The 23,110-nt window shown below is 67.6% G+C and carries 19 protein-coding genes and 1 riboswitch; of the genes, 6 read left to right on the forward strand and 13 right to left on the reverse strand.

The window, feature by feature from the left end; all coding sequences use genetic code 11:
- Window position 1: 1 nt before the first annotated feature.
- Window positions 2–1,708 carry a hypothetical protein gene (locus tag ACK4S9_RS09330; protein ID WP_409724583.1) on the forward strand — a complete coding sequence of 569 codons (1,707 nt, stop codon included), beginning with the start codon at window positions 2–4 and terminating at the stop codon, window positions 1,706–1,708.
- 3 nt (window positions 1,709–1,711) lie between these two features.
- Here ACK4S9_RS09330 and ACK4S9_RS09335 read toward each other — a convergent pair whose 3' ends face one another.
- The 3 genes from ACK4S9_RS09335 to ACK4S9_RS09345 form a co-directional block, all read right to left on the reverse strand.
- On the reverse strand, window positions 1,712–3,184 hold the full coding sequence (locus ACK4S9_RS09335) for a pyridoxal phosphate-dependent aminotransferase (protein ID WP_409724586.1): 1,473 nt from the start codon (window positions 3,182–3,184) through the stop codon (window positions 1,712–1,714).
- 155 nt (window positions 3,185–3,339) lie between these two features.
- Window positions 3,340–4,368, reverse strand: coding sequence for a TIGR01777 family oxidoreductase (locus tag ACK4S9_RS09340; RefSeq protein WP_409724589.1), 1,029 nt, complete (start codon window positions 4,366–4,368; stop codon window positions 3,340–3,342).
- Complete coding sequence (locus ACK4S9_RS09345; RefSeq protein ID WP_409724592.1) at window positions 4,365–4,907, reverse strand: GbsR/MarR family transcriptional regulator; 543 nt, start codon at window positions 4,905–4,907, stop codon at window positions 4,365–4,367. The genes ACK4S9_RS09340 and ACK4S9_RS09345 overlap by 4 nt, the downstream gene beginning before the upstream one ends.
- Before the next feature lie 143 nt (window positions 4,908–5,050).
- Here ACK4S9_RS09345 and ACK4S9_RS09350 point away from each other — a divergent pair, with 143 nt between their 5' ends.
- Together ACK4S9_RS09350 and ACK4S9_RS09355 are read left to right on the forward strand one after the other, a co-directional pair.
- Window positions 5,051–6,028 (forward strand): threo-3-hydroxy-L-aspartate ammonia-lyase, encoded by a 978-nt coding sequence (locus ACK4S9_RS09350; RefSeq protein WP_409724594.1) that lies wholly within the window; start codon window positions 5,051–5,053, stop codon window positions 6,026–6,028.
- Window positions 6,029–6,139: 111 nt separating this feature from the next.
- Entirely contained in the window at window positions 6,140–6,520 is a 381-nt protein-coding gene (locus tag ACK4S9_RS09355; protein ID WP_409724596.1) for a DUF4124 domain-containing protein, read from the forward strand.
- 160 nt (window positions 6,521–6,680) lie between these two features.
- Here the strand turns inward: ACK4S9_RS09355 and ACK4S9_RS09360 are convergent, their stop codons facing one another.
- From ACK4S9_RS09360 to ACK4S9_RS09375, 4 genes are all read right to left on the reverse strand, one after another.
- Complete coding sequence (locus ACK4S9_RS09360; protein WP_409724658.1) at window positions 6,681–9,563, reverse strand: EAL domain-containing protein; 2,883 nt, start codon at window positions 9,561–9,563, stop codon at window positions 6,681–6,683.
- Between the two features lie 162 nt (window positions 9,564–9,725).
- Window positions 9,726–10,508 carry an N-acyl amino acid synthase FeeM domain-containing protein gene (locus ACK4S9_RS09365; RefSeq protein WP_409724599.1) on the reverse strand — a complete coding sequence of 261 codons (783 nt, stop codon included), beginning with the start codon at window positions 10,506–10,508 and terminating at the stop codon, window positions 9,726–9,728.
- Window positions 10,509–10,756: 248 nt separating this feature from the next.
- Window positions 10,757–11,605 carry a PhzF family phenazine biosynthesis protein gene (locus ACK4S9_RS09370; RefSeq protein ID WP_409724602.1) on the reverse strand — a complete coding sequence of 283 codons (849 nt, stop codon included), beginning with the start codon at window positions 11,603–11,605 and terminating at the stop codon, window positions 10,757–10,759.
- Window positions 11,606–11,648: 43 nt separating this feature from the next.
- On the reverse strand, window positions 11,649–12,122 hold the full coding sequence (locus tag ACK4S9_RS09375) for a VOC family protein (RefSeq protein ID WP_409724604.1): 474 nt from the start codon (window positions 12,120–12,122) through the stop codon (window positions 11,649–11,651).
- A 99-nt stretch (window positions 12,123–12,221) separates the two neighbouring features.
- On the opposite strand from ACK4S9_RS09375, the gene ACK4S9_RS09380 reads away from it, so the two are divergent.
- Complete coding sequence (locus tag ACK4S9_RS09380; protein ID WP_409724661.1) at window positions 12,222–12,638, forward strand: DUF1648 domain-containing protein; 417 nt, start codon at window positions 12,222–12,224, stop codon at window positions 12,636–12,638.
- Here ACK4S9_RS09380 and ACK4S9_RS09385 read toward each other — a convergent pair.
- Window positions 12,592–13,299, reverse strand: coding sequence for a glutathione S-transferase (locus ACK4S9_RS09385; RefSeq protein ID WP_409724606.1), 708 nt, complete (start codon window positions 13,297–13,299; stop codon window positions 12,592–12,594). The two genes, ACK4S9_RS09380 and ACK4S9_RS09385, sit on opposite strands and share 47 nt — an antisense overlap.
- A gap of 482 nt (window positions 13,300–13,781) precedes the next feature.
- On the opposite strand from ACK4S9_RS09385, the gene ACK4S9_RS09390 reads away from it, so the two are divergent.
- Complete coding sequence (locus ACK4S9_RS09390; protein ID WP_409724608.1) at window positions 13,782–14,747, forward strand: DUF535 family protein; 966 nt, start codon at window positions 13,782–13,784, stop codon at window positions 14,745–14,747.
- Between the two features lie 56 nt (window positions 14,748–14,803).
- Window positions 14,804–14,912, forward strand: a riboswitch (TPP riboswitch).
- A gap of 58 nt (window positions 14,913–14,970) precedes the next feature.
- Window positions 14,971–17,133 carry a TonB-dependent siderophore receptor gene (locus ACK4S9_RS09395; RefSeq protein ID WP_409724611.1) on the forward strand — a complete coding sequence of 721 codons (2,163 nt, stop codon included), beginning with the start codon at window positions 14,971–14,973 and terminating at the stop codon, window positions 17,131–17,133.
- Between the two features lie 50 nt (window positions 17,134–17,183).
- Here the strand turns inward: ACK4S9_RS09395 and ACK4S9_RS09400 are convergent, their stop codons facing one another.
- The 5 genes from ACK4S9_RS09400 to ACK4S9_RS09420 form a co-directional block, all read right to left on the reverse strand.
- A complete protein-coding gene (locus ACK4S9_RS09400) occupies window positions 17,184–18,149 on the reverse strand; it encodes an HDOD domain-containing protein (protein WP_409724614.1) in 966 nt (321 codons plus the stop codon).
- 115 nt (window positions 18,150–18,264) lie between these two features.
- On the reverse strand, window positions 18,265–18,789 hold the full coding sequence (locus ACK4S9_RS09405) for an AAA family ATPase (protein WP_409724616.1): 525 nt from the start codon (window positions 18,787–18,789) through the stop codon (window positions 18,265–18,267).
- A complete protein-coding gene (gene pnuC, locus ACK4S9_RS09410) occupies window positions 18,786–19,379 on the reverse strand; it encodes a nicotinamide riboside transporter PnuC (protein WP_409724619.1) in 594 nt (197 codons plus the stop codon). Before pnuC ends, ACK4S9_RS09405 begins: the two co-directional genes overlap by 4 nt.
- A 99-nt stretch (window positions 19,380–19,478) precedes the next feature.
- Window positions 19,479–21,617: a S46 family peptidase gene (locus ACK4S9_RS09415; RefSeq protein ID WP_409724621.1), complete on the reverse strand. Its 2,139-nt coding sequence runs from the start codon at window positions 21,615–21,617 to the stop codon at window positions 19,479–19,481.
- Between the two features lie 86 nt (window positions 21,618–21,703).
- Window positions 21,704–23,095: an efflux transporter outer membrane subunit gene (locus ACK4S9_RS09420; RefSeq protein WP_409724623.1), complete on the reverse strand. Its 1,392-nt coding sequence runs from the start codon at window positions 23,093–23,095 to the stop codon at window positions 21,704–21,706.
- Between the last annotated feature and the right edge of the window lie 15 nt (window positions 23,096–23,110).

Below are 23,110 nucleotides of genomic sequence, written 5' to 3' on the forward strand. Positions count from 1 at the left end.
CGTGGCTCAGCTGCTGGCCATCCTGCTGCGCAGCTTTGGGCGCAACCTGCTGGTGTTCGCGGCCATCGTGCTGGTGCTCGCCTCCGGGCACTGGCTGCGCGGCGAGTGGGCCAGCATCCAGCACATCGTCGCCGAACTCCCGGCGCTGCGGCAGGCGCAGGCCGGCTTCGACGGGCGCCGCGCCGCGCTGGCGCGCACAGCCGAGGAAGAGATGCGCCGGCTGTCCGGCGCCGGCTTGACGCAGCTCGACGCGCGCATTGCCGTCCTCGACGCCGAAATCGCGCAGCTCCAGCGCGCGCAGCAGGCCACGCCGGTGCTGGGCGCCGCGCTGGCAGGCCGCGACGCGCTGGCGCAACGCCTGGCCCGGTCGGCCCTGCGCGACCTGGAAATCGACGTGCGGCGCCAGCAGAAGGCGCACCTGGTGGCCCTGCGCGCGCGTCTCGATGCCCTTGCCAACCGGCAGGCTGCGCTGGACAGGCTGGAGCGGCTGCGGCGCGAACACGCCGCCGTGTACGCCACGCTGCGCGACAAGATGGCACGGCGCGCCCGGCTCGAGGCGGCCGCCGGTCCATGGGGCAGGCTGTTCTTCACCGGGTCCTATCGGGAGTTGCAGGCGCTCGACGCGCAGATCGGGCAGCTGCGGGCAAGGAACGAGACGGCGCACCGCGCATTCGTGGCCCAGCGCGCCCTGCTCGATGGACTGCCTTCGGTGAGCGCGCCCGGCGCCTTCCACCTCGACCGGCAAGCCCTCGACGCCGCCGCCGCGCCGCTGCGGGAACGGCTGCGCGAAGTAGAGCAGCTGGCGGGAACCAGCGGCGCCTGGCGCGCCTGGCAGGTGCTGCGGCCGCTGCTGCTGCCGGCGCTGGCGGTGCTGGTGGCATGGTGGCTGGTGCCGGCGGCAATGCGTGCCCTGTTCTACTTCGTGCTGGCGCCCCTGGCCGCGCGCCGGCCGCCGATCGTGATCGCCGCGCGCGGCCCGGGCCTGCCGGCTGCCCTTCCCGCCACGCCGCGCATTTCCGCCGTCTCGCAACGCGTGAGCCTGGCGCCGGGCGACGAGCTCTTGATCCGTCCGGACTACTGCCAGAGCCAGCCCGCGGGCGTGGCCATTGCCACCCGCCTGCTGTTCGACTGGCGCCGCCCGCTGAGCAGCCTGGCCGCCCGCCTGTGGATGCTCAAGCGCCTGCGCGCGGCGGCGCCGGCCGAGGTGGTGGTGTCGCCGACCGGCGATCCGCTGGACGAGGTCGCGCTGCTCGAACTCGCGCCCGGCGAGTCCTACGTGCTGCAGCCGCGCGGCCTGGTGGGAATGGTCCACCGGGCCGGCCGGCGGCCCGCCATCCGCAGCCACTGGCGCCTGGGAAGCCTGCATGCCTGGCTCACGCTGCAGCTGCGCTACCTGGCCTTCGAGGGTCCGGCGACGCTGGTGGTGAAGGGCTGCCGCGGCGTGCGCCTGGAAGGCGCCGGCGCCGGGCGCACGGTCAGCCAGGATGCGACCCTGGGCTTCAGCGCGCACGCGCGCTACACGACCGTGCGCGCCGAACCCTTCCTGCCCTACCTGCTGGGCAGGCAGGCCCTCCTGCAGGACAGCTTCGCCGGACCGGACGCCCGCTTCCTGTACGAGGAAGTGCCGCGCTCGGCCCAGGCGGGCCGGCGCCGCGGCAATCCCTTGGAAAGGCTGCTCGACGCCGGCCTGAAAGCCTTCGGAATCTAGGCTTTATGCTTCCTGACGGAACAGCGGCGGCAGCACCGGCCTGGCCAGCCCCGCCCGGCCGCCGAAGGTGGCGGCCATGTCGTAGCGCAGGCCGGCCGCTTCCCAGCGCCGCAGGAATTCCTCGATCACGTCCGGATGGCTGCCCAGGTGCAGGCGCACGTAGGGCACCGGCGCGGTCTGGTTGAACAGCGAGGCCGAGACCAGGGTGCCGGTGGCGAAGAACAGGTCGTCGCGGAAGCGGTCGATGCCGCCGTCGGTGGTCTGGTAGACCCGCGGGATCTCGATCAGCATGTACGAGGTCGAGGGACCGACGCATAGCGCGGAATCAATCCATCCCATGCGCTCCTTCAGGCGCGCGCGCACCAGTTCCTTCTGGCGGGTGTAGAACAGGCCGGTCTCGATGGTCCAGTCGGCCGCCTCCGGCGTGGCCAGCCAGGCGCACATCAGCTCCGCGTTGTGGGTATTGGTGTGGTAGCGGTTGATCCAGGATTCGCGGCTCAAGCGGCGCAGCATCGTCGGCGAGGTGGTGATGGCCGCCACGCCCATGGTGTTGCAGGAGAACTGCTTGCCGAAGGGACGGGTCGCGACCCAGCGCTCGAACATGCCGGAGCGTACCAGTTCGTTGTCGCCGTCGTTGCGGTCGAAGGCGTCGAGCAGCGCCTTCAGGTGGTTGACGACCGGCGCGCGCGGGTCATGCACGCAGTAATAGGCGTCGTCGAGCAGCAGGAACCCGCCCTGGGCCGCGCACAGTTCCAGCAGGTAGCCGCTCACCTCCACCGGCCACTGCATGCCGGTCGGGTTGTGCTGCGGGTTGGTCACGGCCATCGCGATGTGGCGGCTGCCGTCGGCGACGGTCTCGCGCACGATGGCATCCCATTGGCGCAGGTCCGGCAGCCAGCCGTTCTTCGGGCCCAGGGGCAGGAACACGACCTCGAAGCCGACGTCCTTGAAGATGCCGCGATAGTCCCAGCTCGGTGTCGGCACCAGGGCCACCGGGGTCTTGCCGGGGAATGCTTGCCGGGCGTGGCGCAGCGCCACCTTGGCCATGTCGTACATGGCCATCCGGGTGGTCATCGCCAGGCAGCCGACGTCGATGTCGAGGCCGGCTGCCGGCTTGCGGGCAGTGAGATGGTGCTCGCTGACGATCAGGCGGCGCATGAAGTTGCGGTGGCGCTGGATGCCGTAGCCGGATTCGGCATAGCCCATGTCGCCGCGCTGGAACTGGAAGGCGTTGATGAACTCCAAAAATTTCGGGCTCACGCCGTTCCAATGTTCGCCCTTGACGGCATACAGGGCCGGGCCGTGCGGCGCCCCGGCCTGCATGTACTCGTGGTACAGCACCTGCTCCGGCGAGCACTGGCGCATCTCTTCCGAGTCGTTCTGCAGGTGTTCGGCGGCGGCCTGGATGTGGCTGCGCAGGTGCGGCGTCCAGGTCGGGACCGTGGGACGTTCGAGGGCTTGATTCAGCTGTGTCATCAGGATGTCTCTCACTATTAACTTGGCGGAAAGCTTGTAGTTTTGCCATGTGGCAACAACACAAGCTCCGCGCAGTCTAATGAGTTGCCCTGGACGCGGTCGCACGATTGATCAGGCAGTTCGCGCTCCATGCAGGCGGCATGAAATACGCTCTTCTAGGCGCCTTTCAGGCTTGCCAGGGCCTGTGCAATGCCGGGGTAGCGGAAGGCGAAGCCTTCCCGCTGCAGCCGGCGCGGCAGCACGCGCTGCCCTTCCAGCAGCAGGTCGGATTGCTCGCCCAGCATCAGGCGCAGCGGCCAGCCCGGCGTCGGCATGAAGCTGGGACGGCGCCAGATGCGCGCCGCCGCCTGGCTGAACTGGGCCTGGGTGACGCATTCGGGCGCCGTGAAATTGCTGGCCCCGACAGTCCCCGGCCTGGGGTCCGCGAGCGCGTGGCGCCAGCGGTGCGCGATGCCGCCCACGACGTCGGCCACGTGGATCCACGACAGCCACTGCCGCCCGCTTCCCAGCCGGCCGCCCAGGCCGAGCAGGATCGGCAGCAGCATCATGGGCAGCGCCCCGCCCCGGCCCACGACCAGGCCGAAACGCATGCATTCCACCTGCACGCCGTACTGCGCGGCCCTGGCGGCCGCCTCCTCCCATTCGCGGCACAGGTCCGACATGAAGACCGGCTGCGGCGAGGAGGATTCGTCGAGCGCCGTGTCGTCGCCGATGCGCTGGATGCCGTAGTAGCCGATGGCCGATGCATTCAGCAGCAGGAAAGGCGTGTGCTCGGCGCGCGCGATCCAGTCCACCAGGTGCCGCGTCAGGCCAATGCGGCTGCGCCGCAGCGCCTCCTTGCGCGCTTGCGACCAGCGCGCGCCCAGGATGCGCGCGCCGGCCAGGTTGACCACGATGTCGATCCGGGTCTGCGGCGGCAGCGCGTCCATCGATCCGACGCAGCTGACCTTGCCTTCGAACAGCCGCGCCGCCGCTTCCGGCTCCCGGCTCAAGGCGAACACCGTGTGGCCGTCCTGCAGCAAGGCCTGCACCAGGTGCTGGCCGACGAAGCCGGTGGCGCCGGTGACGAGGACGCTGCGCTTGTGGGTGTCGAAGGACACGGCGGGCGCATCGATGCCGCCGTGGCCGCGCGCCGCCGCGATCACGTCGCCCAATCCCGCCAGGTTCCGTACGGTGGATGTCATGGCTGCTCCTTGTTGTCGGGTGAGAGGAAGCGGGCGACCTTGCCGCCCATCTTGAGGAAGCGCTGCAGCGTTTGCGGCGGCAGGTGCCGGTAATCCTCGAAGCTGGCGCTGAGCATCTCGAGGAACTCGAGCACGACCTGCATGCGTGCCAACGTGGCGGCGTCCAGGCCGGCGTCCTCCTCCCCTTCGATGGCGCACTCGCGCAGCACGCTCAGGGTCGGGTCGATCTCGCGGCGCTTGCGCTCTTCCAGGATGACCCGGAAGATTTCCCACACGTCCTGCAAGGCCTGGAAGTGGTCGCGCCGGTCGCCCAGCACGTGCGACACCCGCACCAGCTTCCAGCTCTGCAACTCCTTCAGGCTGTTACTGACGTTGGAGCGGGCCACACCCAGGGTCTCGACGATGTCGTCGGCGGTGAGCGGGCGCTCCGACAGGTAGAGCAGCGCGTGGATCTGGGCGACGGTACGGTTGACGCCCCAGCGGGTGCCCATCTCTCCCCAGTGGAGGACGAATTTCTGCGCGGTCGGGCTGAGGCTCATGATTTTCCTTTATTTCTGTGATTACAGAAATTAAAGAACAAAATGAAGAAAAGTGCAAGCGCTGTCCGCGCCGGCAAGTGATCGGTGAAGGCAAGGCGGCCCCATTCGCTATACTGTCGGCTTTCGACTTTCGCGAGCCCGCCATGACCGCAACTACCGCCCTCTCCTACCGTGATGTGGAACTGGCCGCCGAACGCCTGGCTGGCGCCGCGCACCGCACGCCGGTGCTGACCTCGAGCACGGCCGACAAGTTGTCCGGCGGCACGTTGTTCTTCAAGTGCGAGAACTACCAGCGCATGGGCGCCTTCAAATTCCGCGGCGCCTTTAATGCCATCGCGAAGTTCGACGATGCCCAGCGCGCCGCTGGCGTGCTGACCTTTTCGTCAGGCAACCATGCACAGGCGATCGCCCTGTCGGCGAAGCTGGCAGGCATCCGGTCGACCATCATCATGCCGCAAGACGCGCCGGCGCTGAAAGTGAAGGCCACCAAGGAATACGGCGGCGAAGTCATCACCTACGACCGCTATACCGAGAACCGCGAAGAGATCGGCCGGCGCCTGTCGGAAGAACGCGGCATGACCCTGATTCCGCCCTATGACCATCCGGACGTGATCGCCGGCCAGGGCACGGCCGCGAAGGAACTGTTCGAGGAAGTCGGCCCGCTCGACGTGCTGCTGGTCTGCCTGGGCGGCGGCGGCCTGCTGGCCGGCTGCGCGCTGGCGGCGCGCGCGCTGGCGCCGGATTGCAAGGTGATCGGCGTCGAGCCGGAAGCCGGCAACGACGGCCAGCAGTCGCTGCGCAAGGGAGAGATCGTGCACATCGCGGTGCCCAAGACCATCGCCGACGGCGCCATGGTGACCCATATCGGCGAGCACAACTTCGAGGTGATCCGCCGCGCGGTGGACGACATCGTCACCGTCAGCGACGCCCAACTGGTGCAGACCATGGCCTTCTTTGCCGAGCGCATGAAGATGATCGTCGAGCCGACCGGCTGCCTGGCGGCGGCCGCGGCCCTGCACGGCGTGGTCGACGTGCGCGGCGAGCGCGTGGGCATCCTGATCAGCGGCGGCAACGTCGACCTGTCGCGCTTCGCGGAACTGATGCAGACCCTGGAGGCCTGAGACGCCGTACGGATGAGAGATTCTTGGGCGCAGTGCGCGCACAGGTGAGGCAGCGAACAGAGCATTGCAAGATCGACATCGACAATGGTGGCTCGAACAAAGGAGCCGACCATGAAGCGTCATCTCTGCCTCAGTATCCTCGTCGCGGCGCTGGCCGCGTCCGGCGCCCAGGCGGGCGCGAACATCGTCAAGTGCGTGGACGGCGACGGCCGCGTCACCCTCACCGACCAGGCTTGCGAACACGGCGCGACCATGGTGCGCCTGGCCAGTATGCCTGCCGACGAAGGCGTCACGCGCGCCGCGCCCTATCCCTTGATCACCGAGCGCGGCGTGCTGCCGCCAGCGCCGGCCGCGCAGCGCCGCCAGCCGGCCCAGCGCGCGAAGGCCAAGCCGCTGATGCGCGACGTGGTCACGCTCAAGGCGGCGCGGGCGCAATTCCTGTTGATGGATGCGGCGGGGGCCTCGAAGCACACCCTGGCCACGCTGGATTGAGTGCTCGCGGCTGCTCGACTGAACGTCAGGTTGGGTTCCCGCCTGCGCGGGAACGACGTCTCGAGTGTGGCGATCGGAAAAGCTGCATAGGATCCGTACCGTTAGCACGTCGCTCCAGCGCAGGCGGCAGCCCAGTTTTCCGCACTGAGCCGATCACAGCTCAATGCAAATCATGCAGCCGCGTCACGCTCGCCAGGTGCGGCGGCGCTGGCGACTCCAGCATGCGCAGTACTTCCAGCACCTCCGGATGGGTGATGAAATCGGCGGCCGACCTGGCCTGCAGCAGGCGCTCCGGCGACTGCGAGCGCGACACCGCCCAGCCCTGCACGTAATCCACGCCGATCTCCGCCAACGTCTGCACGGTGGCCGCGTCTTCCGCCCATTCCGCGATCGTCTTCATGCCCAGGTTGCCCGCCAGGCTGACGATCGCCTCGACGATCGCCACATTGGCCGGGTGGGCGTTGATGTTGACGATGAAATTGCCGTCGATTTTCAGCACGTCGGCCGGCAGTTCCTTCAGGTAGGAGAACGAGGTGTAGCCGGCGCCGAAGTCGTCCAGCGCCACCTTCACGCCGAAACTGCGCACCTGGTCGATGAAGCGGCGCGTGTTGTCGAGGTCGTGCAGGGCGACGCTTTCGGTGATCTCCAGGCACAGGCGGCTGGCGACGTGCACGTAGCGCCCCAGGATGTCGAAGGTGTCCTGCACGAAGCGCTCGTCGTTGAGCGAAGCGCCCGACAGGTTCATGCAGACGAAGCGGGTATTGTTCAGCTGCTCGGCATGCTCGGCGATCCAGGCCAGGGTGGTGTTCAGCACCCAGCGGTCGATCATGCTGGCGCGGCCGCTCTTCTCGGCCGCCGAGATCACCGCCCCGGCCGGCACCACGCGGCCGTCCGGCTCGCGCATGCGCAGCAGCACTTCGAAGTTCAGCGATTCACGCGGGCCGCGCAGGGACATGATCGGCTGCATCTCGAGCAGCAGGCCCTCGGTGGCCTGCGGGCCGGACAGGCGCGCCACCATGTCCAGCTCGGCCGCGCGCTGGCGGAAGGCGTCGGCGCCGCGCTCGTACACCACCAGGCCGTCGCCGGCTCCCAGCTTGGCTTCGCGGCAGGCGCGGTCGGCGGTCGAGACGGCGTCCTTCATGGCGATGCCCGGCACCACCTCGATCAGGCCGACCGAGCCGCGCACATGGAAGGCCTTGTCGCCGACCCTGTAAGGCGTGTTGCCCAGGCGGTCGACGATGCCGCGGCAGATGATCGAGGCCAGCGGGATGGCCGTCTCCGGCATCAGGATCACGAACTCGTCGCCGCCCACCCGGCCGATCTGCTGGCCGCCGGCCAGCATGGTGGCCATGCGCTCGCAGACCTGCTTGAGCACTTCGTCGCCGGCGGCGTGGCCGAACAGGTCGTTGATCAGCTTGAAGCGGTCGAGGTCGACGTAGGCCAGGGCCATCGGCTTGCCGGCCGCCAGGCCGCCCGCGGCCAGCGCGAATTCGCGCTCGATGCCGCGACGGTTGAAGACCTTGGTCAGCGGATCGTTGTTGGCCATGAACTGCAGTTGCTCGGTGGCCTTGTGCTTTTCGGTGGTGTCCTGCAGCACGCCCTCGATGCGCGAGCGCGCCAGCGTGGCGCTCACCAGGAAGCGCTGGGCGCCGTCGCGGCTGGTCAGTTCCATCTCGGCCTCGGCCTTGGCGTGCACGCCCTCGTGCAGTTCGGTCCAGGTGCTTTCGGTGAAGAACTGGCGCCACGCGGTGCGGCCCGGCACGAAGCTGGCGATGCCCAGCATTTTCCGCAGCGCCGGGTTGACGCTCAGGAAGTGGCCATGCATGTCGAGCGTGAACAGGCCCACCGGCATGGCCTGGTAGGCATGTTCGAGTTCCTGCTGCGCCGCTTCGCGCTGCTCGGTCTCGACCCGCATCTGCTCGGCCACGGCCAGCGCCGCCAGCAGGCTCGACGCGAGCGCGGCGGTGACGCTGTTGATGATGCCCAGCAGTTCGCGCATGCCGAGCGCGGCTGAGGCGACCTCGGCGATGGTCGCCAGGAAGCTGACGGCGAAGGAAGCGGCGAACCAGGAGGCGACCCGGTTGCGCGACTCCGCGATAATCTTGAACAGGCCCACCGTCATCACCGAGAAGCAGCACACCGTGATGCCCCACAGCAGCGGCAAGTACATGCCATAGGGTAGGAACATGGCGGCCGCCAGCATCGGCATGCACAGCCACTGCATGATGCGGAACGGCAGCACATAGCGCAGCGCGGCGATGTTTTCCTTCAGCAGGGCCTGGTACAGCGTGAGCGTGGCGATACCGTACAGCGTGATCGCCACCGAGCGGCTGCGCAGCAGCCACTCCGACGGAATGGTCTGGCCGAGCCACTGGATATCCCAGCCGGCCGACAGCGCGGCCACCCGCAGGTTGAGCACCAGCCAGCCGGCGAAAAGCACGTACAAGGGTTGGCGGTTGATCAGGGCGGTGATCAGGATGAACAGGGCCAGCACGATCATGCCGCCGTCGAGCAGGCCCGATTTGCGGTGGTACTGCTCGACCGAGAGCTGGTACTGCTCGGCCGGCCACTGCAGGACCGACAGGCGCGCCGGGCCCGCGAAATCGGCGCGGCACAGCAGTTCCGGCGGCAGCGGGTCGAGGCTCAGGGCAAAACCGGCTTTCGACGCTTCGATGGCTCCTTGGCCGGCGCCGCGAGTGGCGCTGCCGAGCGGCGCCAGGGTGGCGGCGTTCCAGCAGGCCACGTCGAGCGCGTGGCGCGAGGGGAACTCGACCACCTGGGCGCCGGCGCGCGGCATCGGCTCGAAGGCGAACCAGACCGGGGCTTCGGACAGGTGGGTGTCATGCGCGCTCACCAGGCTGGAGGCGCGCGCCCGCGCCAGCGCCGCGCCCGGGTCCAGGGCGGTCTCTTCCTGGACCGTGACGTGCATCGACAGCGGCACGTCGCCGCTGGTGCGGTACTGGTCGTGCCAAAACAGCAGGGCGACGAGGGAGACCAAGCCGATCCCGAGCGGGATCAGGTAATACGAAAACAGTTTCAACACCCGCTCCACCACCGCGTGCGCGGCGGCCAGGAGCGAAGAACGACGTTGGGGTGTTGGGATGGGCATAGGCTGGATCTGTGCGAATCAATGCTGCGCCGGAGCCGAGGCAGCGTCAAGTCGCAAGGATACAGCTTTAGGGTAATGCCGTCATGCAATATATGCTCAGCAAATAGCGAATTGGCGCGTATGCAACGTCAAATCCGTCACTTTTGCCACCCGGGTCTTGGCCAGCGCCGGCGGTGTGGCGGGGCCGACATCGATGTCCGGATGCTGCGTGTCGAAGAAGAATTTGGACAGCGGGTGACGGGCATCGCGGTAGCGCTGTTCGAAACTGGCGATCTCGAAGGCCATCACGCGGTGCGGGAGATTGCCGACGTGGCGCAGCGGCACGGCGCCCTGCTCCGGGAACACGTCGCTGAACAGCAACTGCTCGTACTGGCGGTCCACCGGTGGGCGGCCGGTCGCGACCGAATAGTCGATGGCGTTGTCTTCGCAATACATGAAACAGGCCTTGATCAGTGCCATCTTGACCACACGGCCGGTGCGGCCTTCGTCGATGCCGAGGCGGGTCGCCTCAACCAGGCGGCGGCCCTGCAGCCAGGACGGCAGCACGACCGATTCCTCGACGCCGAGCGGACGGAACAGGTTGGTACGGATGCGGGTGCTGCCGATCGGCGAGCCGTCCAGCTTGGACTCGGCCAGCAGCACGATGGTGTCGTCCTCGTAGTCGGCCGCCTCGGGCAGAGCCAGCGAGCGTGCGAAGTCCGGGACGTGGCGGGCATAGGCCGCATGACGGATCTTCACGGCCTTGAGCAGATCCGCCTCGGTTTCCACCCGGCGAATGGTGAAGGGCAGGCGCTCGATGGCGCGCCCGGCAGCGCGGGCCTCGCGGGTGGCGCGCGCCGCATCGGCGGGATGGGAAACGACGGGGTCGAACAGCGACATGGAACACTACTCCGGATTGAATTTATGAAACGAAACTTGCCTGAATCAAATTATCAATCCGCTCAGCAAATTTTCAATTGTTGAGCTGAAGCACTTTTTCCCCTCTGTTTGTCCTACGCGATTGAAAGATTACTCCGATTGGTTTGCAAGATTAGTCCTACATGAAAGCACACTCGTACTTGACAATGTCCTCACATCGACCAACAGTCGCCTTAGCTTCGCGCCACCCGGTTGGCGGTAGACTGTGCTTACATCATGCGTGCCGTACCTGATACCCGGATCGATCCGCCCGGCTCGGGACCGATCTCGGCGAACAGGCGCGAGCGCATGCCCATGTCCTCGCCCTGCACCACCTCGATGCGTCCGCCGTGGGGCCAGCCGATGTCGCGCAGGTAGCCGGCAAAGGCGGCGGTGCCGGCCCCGGTCGCCGGATCTTCCAGGACGCCGCCGGAGGCGAAGGGGTTACGCGTATGGAACAGCTGTGGCGTTGCCGCCCAGGCGAAGACCACCGTCACCAGGCCGTGTTCCTGCATCAAGCGCCGGCCGGCATCGAGCTCGTAGGCCATGCGCGCCAGCGCGGCGCGGCTGTTCAGCGCCAGCACCAGGTGGTCGGCGCCGCCGTGGGCCAGGGCCGGCGGGATGCGCTCGTCGAGGTCGGCGCGGGTGTAGCCGAACAGCGCAAGGGCAGCGTCGACCAGCGCGCCAGGGGCCGGGCTGCTGCGGGTGGGCGGCGACTGCAGGCTGGCGGCCACCTGCGCGCCCTCCACCCTTCCCTCGACCGAAATGGTGGCCGCGTTCAGCGCCAAGTCGTAGCGGCCGTCGCCGAAGCGGCGCGCCAGCGCGGCTCCCAGCGCGATGGTGGCGTGGCCGCAGAACGGCACTTCCGACTCGGGCGAAAAATAGCGCACGCGCCAGGCCGCGCTCGCGCCGGCAGCCACCGGGGCGGCGAAGGCGGTCTCGGAAAAGCCGATGGCGTGCGCCAGCGACTGCATGTCGGACGCCGGAGGCAGCGCGTCGCCGATCCAGACGCCGGCCGGATTGCCTCCCGCGTCGCCGTCGGAGAAGGCGGCAATGCGGAGGATGTCGGATTCATTCATGGCAGTCTCTTTCTTGTGCTTGAGCGACCGCCATGATAATCCCTCAGGGACTGCCCTGCTGCATGGCCGCGGCCATCTCCTCGGGCGAGACGTCGCGGATGTGGGTGGCCATCGACCAGCGGTGTCCGAAGGGGTCTTCGACCACACCGTAGCGGTCGCCCCAGAACATGTCGGCCGGCGCCATGCGCGCGATCGCGCCCGCCTCCACCGCCCGCTCGAAGGCGCGGTCGACGTCCGGCAGCGACAGGTGGATGGTGACCGGCGTACCGCCCAGCGCCGCGGGGCCGCTGGCGTCCCAGTCGGGAAATTCGTCCTGCAGCATCAGCATCGAGTCGCCGATGCGCACGCTGGCGTGGGCCAGCTTGCCGCCCGGTCCGGGCAGGCGCATGACTTCGACCGCGCCGAAGGCGCGCTGGTAGAACGCGATGGCGTCGGCGGCGCCGGCGCAGACCAGGTGGGGCGTGATGGTATGCATGCCGTCTTCGACGGGCTTGACGGTGTTCTCTAGCGTACTCATGGGGGTCTCCTCGGTTTTGGACAAGCGTACAGACACTAGCGCCGGACGAAGGTTCTGGCCATCCCTAAAAAGCTTGACCCGGAGCCATGCCGAGCCGCGATCTATCCGGAGCTGCCGGCGCGGGTGCCGCTGCACTCGAACGCGGCCGGCGAGATCGACGGCTGGGGCGAGCGCCACACCCTGCTGATCCACTCGGCCTTCATGGCGGGACTGGCAACGCTCTGGCTGGTGCTGCCGAAGATATCGCCGCAGCGCTTTGCCGCCGAATCCTTCGAGGCCACCTGGTGGTTCAGCGGCATGGCCATGGTCGCGCTGATGGCCTACCTGCAGTACGTGCACTTGTGGGCGGCACCGACCAGGGACTTCCCGATGGACCGTGCGGTGATCGGCGGCATCGGCCTGTTCTTCGCCCTGGTCGGCAAGGTCATGGGCAAGGTGCGCCGCAACTTCTGCCCAGGCATGGAAGTGACTATTCGTCGAGCTCCGGATAGTGGCGGAAGATGCCGTTCTGGTTGAACGGGATGCGGCGCGGCGAGGCCAGGTAGGCCGCGATGTTGGGCCGCGCCGCCACGCGGTCGCGCAGCGCGCCCAGCGCCGGATACTCGCCCTCCAGGCGCTTCATGGCGTTCGGGAAGGCGTAGCGCAGGCCCTCGATGACCTGGAACAGCGACAGGTCGGCATAGGTCGGCTTGTCGCCCACCAGCCAGTCGCGCGGCTCGGGGTTGCTGAGCAGGCGCGAGAAATAGCCGAAGAACTTCGGCAGGCGCGTCTCGATGAAGTCGGCGGCGCGCCGCTGCGCTTCCGGTTTCTGGTCTTCGTAGTAGAGCGAGGTGGCGATCGGGTGGTGGGTATCGTGGATCTCGGCGACCAGGTCGGCGATGGTCAGCTGCAACTGATGGGTCCACAGCCGCCCCGGGTCGGAGCGCGGCGCCAGCGCGTGCTGCTCGCCCAGGTAGAGCAGGATGTTGGCCACCTGCCCGATGGTCAGCTCGCCGGCGCGCAGGAAAGGCGGCGCGAACGAGGGACGGGTTTCGGTCTCGAGCGCCGACAGCAACAGGTCCATGCCGCCTTCGCGGCGCGCCACGTCCACGTATTCGGCTCCCGCCTCTTCCAGCGCGAGCCGGACGAATTCGCCGCGCCCCTGGATACCCGGCCAGTAAAAAAGTTCATACGCCATCTCGCACCTCCGCTCTGGTTCGGTCTGGCGCAATTATCGATGATGAATCGGAAGCGTGTCGCCGCACAAACATGGTAATCTTGTGTTGCCTGTCAGGCGACAACAAGAAGTCGCAAAAACGAAGAATAAGCAAGACGAACCACGAGAGAGAGAGAGACAACATGAACGCAACCCGTCCCAGCGGTTTCATTCACCTTCCCGACGTTTCTCCGCATTACCACTGCACGAGTTAGCCTCCCGGCAGATTGCATGGCAGAATGTCATTTCTGCGATGCAAGCCCGTTGATATGTTCGGGCGCTTGGAAAACCGTCGCGAGCGGCAGCAATCGTGGTCGAGAAGCGCAGCTGTACTGAAGTACAGCGAGCATCGCAGACCGCCAGTGCAACGCGCAGCAGGTTTTCAAAGTGCCCGAGGCGGGCATCAAAGATAAAGACAGGCGCCGCCGTGGCGCCCGCAACTTTACGCCGACTGGAGCGCTCACATGATTTTCGCTCACCTGACCAAGAGTTGGATCGCACGCCGCCGCCAGTATTCGCCTGCGTCCTGGATGCTGAGCATCGCGCGCAGCCTGCGCGTACTGCGCTACTGGCGCGAGCACCAGGCCCTGTGCCGGCTCGACCTGGTGCGCCGTTTCGTCGCGGCCGCGCCCAACGACGACCTGTTCCACCACCTGAGCCACCGCAGCTACCTGTCGCGCGACCTGAGCGCGCGCGAGCGCGTGCAGTGCGTGCTGTCGCACTACCGTTTCGAGGACGCCGCCTTCGGCAATGCCTACCACCAGGCCGTCTACGGCGGCGGCGGGCTCACGCTGTGGCAGCACACGGATGAAAGCGGCGGGCACAACTTCGTGCTGCGCCTCGAAATGGCGCCGCGCCACGACGCCGAGGGCGACCTCACGATCTCGCTGGTCGCCGACGGCAAGTACCTGCACCGCCTGTCCTATACGTGGATCGACGGCCAGTTGGCGGGCAGCGACCTGCCGACCGTGCCCTTCGTCACCCGCAACCAGGGCCGCTGGCTTGATTCCGGCGCCGCCTTCGACGCGTTCGAAAAAGCCTTCCCCAACAACTCCCCAAGCTTCTTCTGCTTCGCCGCGATGCAGGGCCTGGCGCAGGCCCTGGGCATCGACCAGGTCGTGGCCATCAAGTGCACCTCGCACATCGCTTACGACCCGCTCGACGTGAAGCACTTCGAGAACGCCTACGACGGCTTCTGGAAAATCCTCGGCGGGGTCGAGATGCCGGGCCGCAGCTACCTGATCCGCCTGCCCTTCTACCTCAAACCCTTGGCCGACATGCCGTCCAAGCACCGCAAGCGCGCCGCCCAACGCCGCGAATTCTGGCGCGCCATCGGCGACTCCACCCGCAGCACGGTGCTGCGCCACATGGCGCCGGCCGTCGCCAGCCAGGTCCAAGCGGTCAGCTCCCCGGCTGTCGCGGAGGCATAGCCCAAGCCTGCCTGCTTGCCACTTTCGCCACGCCCGCCCGGGTCCGTGGTACACTCCCGCTTCGCTAGGGGTCCTGGCACGCGCGACAAGCGCGCTGCCGGGTGAGAGATACCCTTCGTACCTGATCTGGATAATGCCAGCGAAGGAAAGCGCAACGCAGTTCCCATCCTTGTTTGCCCTTCCCCCACGTTGGCTCCGGCTTTTTCATTGAAAGCAGCGCGCCATGTTCGACGTGGCGCGCGAAGACGAGCAAACCATGACATCCACGCTGAAGTATTCCCTGATTGCCTGCGCCATCCTGCAGGCCTTCTCCACCACCGCATCCGCGCAAGAGCTGGACGGCGTCGCCTCGGTGGTCGTCACCGGCAGCCGCTGGGTCGCCAGCGACCGCGCCAGCATCGGCGGCTTTACCGACGCCCCGCTGCTCGACACCCCGGCATCGATCACCGCGATCGACCGCAGCAAGATGCTCGACCTGTCGATCCGCAACGTGACCGACGCGGCGCGCTACGACGCCTCGGTGGGCGACGCCTACAACGCGGTCGGCTACGCCGAGCAGTTCTCGATCCGCGGCTTCGCCCTCGACAACGCCACCAGCTACCGCAAGGACGGCATCGCGATCTCCGCCGACACCCAGATTCCGCTGGAGAACAAGGAACGCATCGAAGTGCTGCGCGGCCTGGCCGGCCTGCAGGCCGGCGTCGCGGCGCCGGGCGGCATGGTCAACTTCGTCACCAAGCGCCCGACCAATGCGCCGCTGCGCTCGGCGCTGGTGGAAGTGAGCGAACGCGGCACCGTGCACGGCTCGATCGACCTGGGCGGCCGTTTCGAGGACCGCCGCTTCGGCTATCGCATCAATGCCGCAGCCGAGGACCTGAAGTCCTACGTGCGCGGCGCAGACGGCGAACGCCAGTTCGTCTCCGCCGCCTTCGACTGGCAGATCAGCCCGGACGCCCTGCTGCAATTGGATCTCGACCACCAGCACAAGGCGCAGATCACGGCGCCGGGCTACCAGCTGCTGCGCAACGAAGCCTTGCCGACCGGGGTATCGGCCAAGACCCTGCTGAACGACCAGCCCTGGACCAGGCCGGTGGAGACCGACAGCAGCAACCTGGGCCTGCGCTTCGAGTACCGTTTCAATCCGGACTGGACGGCCACCGTCAACGCCAACAAGCACTGGTTCAAGCGCGACGACTACACCGCCTTCCCCTATGGCTGCAGCAACGAGGGCGATGGCTTCTATCCGGGCTACTGCTCGAACGGCGACTACGACGTGTATGACTACCAGAGCGTGGGCGAGCGCCGGACGCCGTGGGGCCTGCAGGCCAAGCTGCAGGGCCGCTTCGCGACGGGCGCCGTGCGCCACCAGCTGACCGTGGGCGCCGCCCTGTCCGAGCGCCACGACAGCTTCGGCGAATACGTCTACGACTACGCCGGCTACAGCAACATCTGGAACAACCAGGCCGTCGATCCGGCCCCGGGCAATCCGCGTACCGGCCCGGTGATGGAGCGCCGCAGCGACCGCGAGAGCGCGCTGTTCGTGCAGGACGTGGCCACGCTGTCGGACAAGCTCACGCTGCACACCGGCCTGCGCTGGGTAAAGCTCAAGCGTGACGAGTTGGCCGAGATCGAGCAGGGCTGGGTGCATGCCGACGATTCCTTCGTCCTGCCGAGCGTCGCCCTGGTCTACAAGCCGGCGCGCGACTGGAGCGTCTACGGCTCGCTGAGCCACGGCCTGCAGCACGGCGGCATCGCCGAGATGGGCACCGCCAACGAAGCCAGCGTACTGCCGCCGAGCCGATCGAAGCAGGTCGAAGTGGGTGTCAAGGGCGCGATCAACAATGCGGTGATGCTGTCGGCCGCCGCCTTCGACATTCGCCAGGGCCTGGAGTACGTCAACGGCGCCAACCTGTTCGTGCGCGCCGGCCAGCAACGCCACCGCGGCCTCGAGCTGGCGGCCCAGGGCAAGCTGAACGCCGACCTGAACTACAGCCTGTCCCTGATGGCGCTCGACGCCGAACAGACCGGCACCGGCGACCTTGATGTCGAAGGCAAGCGTGTGACCAACGTGCCGGAATTCCGTTCGACGGCCTGGGTGGAATATGCGGTGCCGGCGCTGCGCGGCCTGAAGGTGGATGCGACCTGGCAGTACTCGGGCAGCAAGGCTTTCGACCCGGCCAACCGCGCCATCGTCCCGGGCTACCATGTGGCTGCGCTGGGCGCCTCGTACGCTCTGCGCGTGGGCGGCATGCACACCATCCTGCGCGCCCGCGTGGACAATGTGTTCGACAAGTTCTACTGGCGCGACGTGACGCAGTCGCTCGGCGGCTACCTGCTGCCGGGCGCGCCGCGTACGTTCAGGGTGTCGGCGCAGTTCGACTTCTGATCAGGCTTTTCGTAGGGTGGACGGCGGAGCCGTGCACCCTACAGGCGTCTTCAGTCGGCCAGCTCGGCCAGCTTGCCCAAGCAGCGCCGCTGGAACCCGTCCAACCCCTTGGTGACGAAGCTGTCCTCCGGCTCGATCACCGCTGCGTCGAGCAGCAGGCGCAGCTTGGCAATGCGGTCGCCCTGGGCGAGCGCCTGGGCCAGGTGCGGCCCGTCCGGGTCGCCGGCCCAGGCGATCGCCTCGACCACGTCGGCCGGGAAGTCCCAGTGCCGGGCGATCACCGCCGACAGCTGGCGGCTGGCCTCGAACAGTTCGATCCCGAAGGTCCCGGAACCCGGCACCTTGCCCTGGCAGGCCCGGTCGGCCACCTGGAACGCGACCTGCAGACCCACGTTCTGCATCAGGCCGGCCAGGTAGGATTCGAACACGCCGGCGGCCAAGCCCGGCGCCATCACGCTGGCCGCAAAGGCGCAGCGTTCGGAGTGGCGCCAGACGTTCGGGGCCACCTGGCGGGCGACGCCCTGCACCTTCACCCGGATCAGCGGGCGCATCGCGATGCGCGCCAACAGCATGCGCAGGCCGTTCAGGCCGAGCATCGTCACCGCGCCGTCGAGGGTCTCGATCGGCTTGGCCGGCCGGTAGTAGGCGCTGTTGGCCTCGCGGATCACTTCGGCGACCAGCACCAGGTCGCGCCCTACCTCGGCCGACAGCGCGCCAGTGGAGATGTTCTCGTCCGACAGGGCGCCCAGCAGCTGCGTCACGAGTTCCGGCACGCGCGGCACCAGGCCGGACGCGCTCTCGGGATCGTCCGCGAGGGCGCGGACCTCGTCGAGGATCTGCTGTTCGATCTCCGGGCCGGCGTTGGTGCCGCTCGAGGCAACCAGCCAGCGATAGTAGGCGGCGTCCAGGTCGGACGCCATGTCCTCTTCATGCGCCACCGCGGCCGCGTCAAGCGCGGCCGAGGCAGCGGTCTCCTTCTCGGTGCCGCCCAACAGGCGACCTATCCAGTTTTTCACACCGCACCGCCGTCATGTCAAAGCTGAGAAAACCTATTTTAATACCATACGGCAACAAAAAGGCAAATCTCATCGCTCCTCCGTTGAATCCACCTCAATAGCGAGGAACAAAGCCTCAGCCCGCCGGACCCAGCACGCCCTCCACCCGGCGCACACGCTGCTCCAGGCTGCCTTCGAGCAGCACGTAGGGGATGGCGCCCGCCTCCAGCGTCTCGATCAGCATCCGGTGCACCTTCTGGCGCACCTCTTCGGACTCGCGCTGCAGGCCGTCCGGCTCCCAGGGGCTGTCGGGCGCCGTCACCAGGGTCCAGGCGTAGTCGTGGCGGCCGGCAAGGCGCGCCAGCTGCGGATCGACCCGGCCCCAGTACTGGCGGCTGTACAGCGCGGTCATCAAGGGCGTGGTGTCGCAGAACAGGAAACGCACGGCGCGCGCGGCCGCCTCGTCCTCGCGCGCCTGCTGGGTGCAGGCGATCGGGTACTGGTCTTCTTCGTCCGGCACGCGACCGCGGGCGTCGACGAATTCGCGCAGGTATTCCGGCACCCACACGCTGCCGTAGTGCCGCGCCAGGGCCTCGCACAGGGTCGACTTGCCGGACGACTCGGCGCCGAGCACCGCGATCCGCTGCACCGGAGAACTCACGCATCCCTCCGCGCGATGTTCGACCAGGCGCGCCAGCCGGTCCATGCCAGCACCACGAACACCGCATACAGGATGGCCGTCAGGTGCAGGTCCTTGTAGATGTACAGGCCGACGTAGAGCACGTCGACCACGATCCACACCAGCCAGTTCTCCACCTTCTTGCGGCCCAGCAGGAGTTGGCCCACCAGGCTGCCGGCGGTCAGGAAGCCGTCCGCATGCGGCACGTCGGTGTCGGTGAGGTGGTCGAGGAACTGCGACAGCAGCACGAAGCCGATGGCCCAGGCGGCGATGGCCCCGCCCCAGCCGGCGGGCTTGAGCCGCGTGACCACCAGCGGCCGGTCGCCGGCGCCGTGCAGCCACTGGTACCAGCCCCAGACCGAGGCGCCGATGAACACGAACTGCAGGCCCATGTCGCCATACAGCTTGGCCTCGAAGAAGACCACGGCGTAGGTAGCTGAGGAAACGATCGAGAACAGCCAGGCCCAGTGCTTCTGGCGGATGTTCAGCAGCACGGTGGTCGTTGCCAGCAGGAAGGAGATGAGTTCCAGCGGCGTGGTCGTGAATCCGGCGAGGGTCAGGGTATCGTTCATGCTATGTCATTCAGGGCCGGCGCATGGTAACAGCAAAAAGGCCCCGGCGGTGGACTACCGTCGGGGCCTCGATCGGGTCGCCTGCCCGATGACTTCTTCTTACTTCTTCGGGTATTTGACCGTCATTTCCTTGAGCAGGTTGTCGGCGCGGTCGACTTCCTTCATCACCCACAGCATGTAGCGGATGTCGACGTGGATCGCGCGCGTGATCGCGGTGTCGAAGTACCAGTCCTTGGTGATCGATTCATAGGTCGAATCGAAATTCAGGCCCACCAGTTCGCCGCGCTTGTTCATCACCGCCGAACCCGAGTTGCCGCCCGTGGTGTCGGCGCTCGACAGGAAGTTCACCGGCACGGTGCCCAGCACCGGGTCCTTGAACACGCCATAGCGCTTGGCCTTGATGGCCTCGAGCAGCGCGCCCGGCGCGATGAACGGATCCTTGTTGGTGGCCTTCTCGACGATGCCCTCCACCGTCGTGAACGGGCCTTTCACCAGGCCGTCGCGCGGCGAGTATGGCGCCACGGTGCCGTAGGTCACGCGCAAGGTCGAGTTGGCGTCCGGGTAGACCGGCTTGCCCTGCGACTTCTTCCAGGCGATGACGGCGGCCATGTACTGCGGGATCACGCGTTCGAGGTTGCCGTCGATCTCGTTGCGGCGGTTCTCCAGCGCCATGCCGCTCTCGTGCAGGCGCACGGCGAGCTGGATGAACGGGTCGTTGGACTTGCGGAAGGCGTCGGCATCCTTGCCGATCCAGGCCAGGCGCTTGGCGGTGTCGCCCAGCTCGGTGGCCTTGTACATGGCGTTGAGCGCGGCCGGCGCCGGCAGCAACCCGTCCAGGCCCTGCGGGCGCACTTTCGCGTCGATGCGGGCATAGCGCGCCAGCGCGGCGCCCCAGCGGGCTTCGTCGACCTGGGGCACGAAGGATTGCTCGAGGCGGGTCAGGCGCGCCTTGATGAAGGACAGGTCGCGCTCCTGGTAGCCCGATTCGCGCTGGGCGTCCGGCTTCTGGCGCTCCAGCGCCAGGCGGTACAGGGTGCGCGCGCTCTTGAGCAGGTCGCTGTGCGTTGCTTCCGCCCACGCCGCTTCCTGGCGCGAAGCCGCCATGTCCTGGGCGATCACGCCATCGAGTTCGCCGAGCAGGCCCTTGGCGCCCTTGCCATTCTGCTTGTGCCAGGCGCGGAACTCGGCATCCTGCACGTCCTTGATCGCGGCGATGTCCTTGCGCGCGAAGCCGTCCAGCAGGCCCTGGGTCTTCTTGAGCACGTTGTTCAGGCTCTTGGCCACGCTCGCGTAGCGCACGTCCCAGGCCGGGTTGCCCATGGTGGCGGCCGAGATCACCGACAGGTCGGCGGTAATGCTGGCAACCTTGGCCGGGAAGTCGACGTCGCGCGCGTAGCGGATCTCGCTCGGCAGCTTGTAGCGGCTGGTGCGGCCCGGGTAGCCCGCCAGCAGGATCGGATCGCCGTTCTTCAGGCCTTCGGCGGATACCACCAGGAAGTCCTTCGACTTGTAGGGCACGTTGTTGGGCGACGGGTCGGCCGGACGGCCATCGGGGCCGACGTAGGCGCGCAGGAAAGCGTAGTCGCCGGTCTGGCGCGGCCATTCGTAGTTGTCGATGTCGCCGCCGAAGTTGCCGATGCGGTCGGACGGCGCATACACCAGGCGCACGTCGCGGATCATCAGCTGCTTGATGCGGTAGTACTCCAGGCCGCGGTGGAAGGCCGGCACCGAGCAGCGGGTCGACTTGTCGGTTTCGCATTCGGCGACCAGCGCCTTGATGCGCGACTCCACCAGCTCGTGGCGCTCGCGGCCCGACATGGCCGGGCTCAAGCCCTTCAGCACGCGGTCCGTGACGTTCTCGACCTTCTCGGTCACGTACACCAGGGTGTTCGGCCCGCCCGGCAGTTCCTCGGCGCGGTTCTTGGCCAGGAAGCCGTTGATGATGTAGTTCTTCTCCGGCGTCGAGTTGCGCTGGATCGCACCATAGGCGCAGTGATGGTTGGTGACCACCAGGCCCTCGGGCGAGACGAAGGACGCCGAGCAGCCGCCCAGCGAGACGATCGCGCTCATCGGATGCTTGGTCAGGTCGGCCAGCTTCTCGGCCGGGATGGTGATGCCGATGCGCTTGAGTTCGGATTTCAGTTGCGGCAGCTGGTGCGGTTGCCACTGGCCTTCGTCGGCGATCGCGAGGTTTGCGACGCCGAGCAAGGCCACCGGCAGGACGAACGATTTGAACAAAATGGACCTCTGGTGAATGAAAAGCACCCGGCAGTATAGCTTTGTTATATATGCATGAGGTCGTTTTTTGGCGTAATGACGGACCATCAACCCTGTTCCTGCCCCATCCGCCAGCCGCCACCCAGGGACTGGATCAGCGCCACCGCCGCCGCCTGGCGGTCGGCCTGCACCTGCACCAGCTGGCGGCGCGCGTTCAGGGCGGTGGCCTGGGCCTGCACCACTTCCGAATAACTCACCTGCCCCGCGCGGTAGCGGTTCAGGATCTGCTGCTCGACCTTGTCGGCGGCTTCGGAAGCCACCCGGGTCAGCTCCTGCTGCTGCTCCAGGATACGGGTCGCGCTGAGCTGGTTTTCCACGTCGGCGAAGGCCGTGAGCACCGTCTGGCGATAACGCGCGACCGTCGCCTGGTGGCGCGCCTCGGCCCCTGCCACGCTCGCGCGGGTGGCGCCGGCGTTGAAGATCGACTGCGCCGCCGACAGCCCGAAGGACCAGGCGGCATGCGATGCCGAGAACAGGTCCGACACACGGCTGCCTCCGGTGCCCAGCGATGCCGATAAGCCGATGTTCGGGAAGTAGGCCGAGCGCGCGATGCCGATCTCCGCATTCGCGGCCGCCACGTCGCGCTCGGCGGCCGCGATGTCCGGGCGGCGCTGCAGCAGCAGCGAAGGCACCCCGACCGGCACCGCAGGCACCGTCACGCGCCATTCGGGCAACGGGGCGAGCGTGAACTCGCTCGGCGCCTTGCCGACCAGGACCGCGATCGCGTGCTCGAACTGGGCGCGCTGGCGCACCAGGGAGAGTTCGTCGTTGCGCGCGTTGGCCAGCTGGGTCTGGGCCTGCAGCACGTCGGTGCGGGCGACGATGCCGACATTGAAGCGGTTGGTCGTGATCTGCAGCTCGCGCTCGTAGCCGGCGATGGTGCGCGCCAGCAGGCTGCGCTGGGCGTCAATGGAACGCACGGCAAAATAACTCGCCGCCAGCTCGCCCTGGGCCGACAGGCGCGCGCTCGCCAGGTCGGCAGCCGTGGCCTCGGCACTGGCCTGGGTGCTGGTGACGCCGGCCCGCAGGCGGCCCCACACGTCCGGCTCCCAGCTGCCGCCCAGGTTCAGTCGATAGGCATTGTCCGCGCCCTGCCCGCGCACGCCCGCGCGGTCGCCGGACAGGTTCAGGTTCACGGTCGGGAACAGGGACGCGCGCTGCTGCGCCACCAGCGCACGCGCCTGCGCATAGTTGGCGACCGCCACCGCCACGTTCTGGTTCGAGACCTCGATGGCATCCGCCAGCCCATTCAGTACCGGATCGTCGAACAGCTGCCACCAGGGGCCGCGTTCGAGCGCATCGGCTGGCGCCGCCGGCACCCAGCCCTGGGCTTCCTTGAAGGCCGCCGGTTCCGGCGTCGTGGGGCGCTGGTAGGCGGGACCGACGGCACAGCCGCCGGCGATGCCGGCGACCAGGGCGACGAGGGAAAGGCGGTACATGGCGTGCGTTCTCAT

Source organism: Massilia sp., from assembly GCF_046293535.1.
GTDB lineage: Bacteria > Pseudomonadota > Gammaproteobacteria > Burkholderiales > Burkholderiaceae_D > Telluria.

Coding starts and splice junctions, on each gene's coding strand:
- ACK4S9_RS09335 (WP_409724586.1), bottom strand. CDS start 3,184: ATGACACAGCTGAATCAAGCCCTCGAACGTCCCACGGTCCCGACCTGG.
- ACK4S9_RS09340 (WP_409724589.1), bottom strand. CDS start 4,368: ATGACATCCACCGTACGGAACCTGGCGGGATTGGGCGACGTGATCGCG.
- ACK4S9_RS09345 (WP_409724592.1), bottom strand. CDS start 4,907: ATGAGCCTCAGCCCGACCGCGCAGAAATTCGTCCTCCACTGGGGAGAG.
- ACK4S9_RS09350 (WP_409724594.1), top strand. CDS start 5,051: ATGACCGCAACTACCGCCCTCTCCTACCGTGATGTGGAACTGGCCGCC.
- ACK4S9_RS09355 (WP_409724596.1), top strand. CDS start 6,140: ATGAAGCGTCATCTCTGCCTCAGTATCCTCGTCGCGGCGCTGGCCGCG.
- ACK4S9_RS09365 (WP_409724599.1), bottom strand. CDS start 10,508: ATGTCGCTGTTCGACCCCGTCGTTTCCCATCCCGCCGATGCGGCGCGC.
- ACK4S9_RS09370 (WP_409724602.1), bottom strand. CDS start 11,605: ATGAATGAATCCGACATCCTCCGCATTGCCGCCTTCTCCGACGGCGAC.
- ACK4S9_RS09375 (WP_409724604.1), bottom strand. CDS start 12,122: ATGAGTACGCTAGAGAACACCGTCAAGCCCGTCGAAGACGGCATGCAT.
- ACK4S9_RS09385 (WP_409724606.1), bottom strand. CDS start 13,299: ATGGCGTATGAACTTTTTTACTGGCCGGGTATCCAGGGGCGCGGCGAA.
- ACK4S9_RS09390 (WP_409724608.1), top strand. CDS start 13,782: ATGATTTTCGCTCACCTGACCAAGAGTTGGATCGCACGCCGCCGCCAG.
- ACK4S9_RS09395 (WP_409724611.1), top strand. CDS start 14,971: ATGTTCGACGTGGCGCGCGAAGACGAGCAAACCATGACATCCACGCTG.
- pnuC (WP_409724619.1), bottom strand. CDS start 19,379: ATGAACGATACCCTGACCCTCGCCGGATTCACGACCACGCCGCTGGAA.
- ACK4S9_RS09420 (WP_409724623.1), bottom strand. CDS start 23,095: ATGTACCGCCTTTCCCTCGTCGCCCTGGTCGCCGGCATCGCCGGCGGC.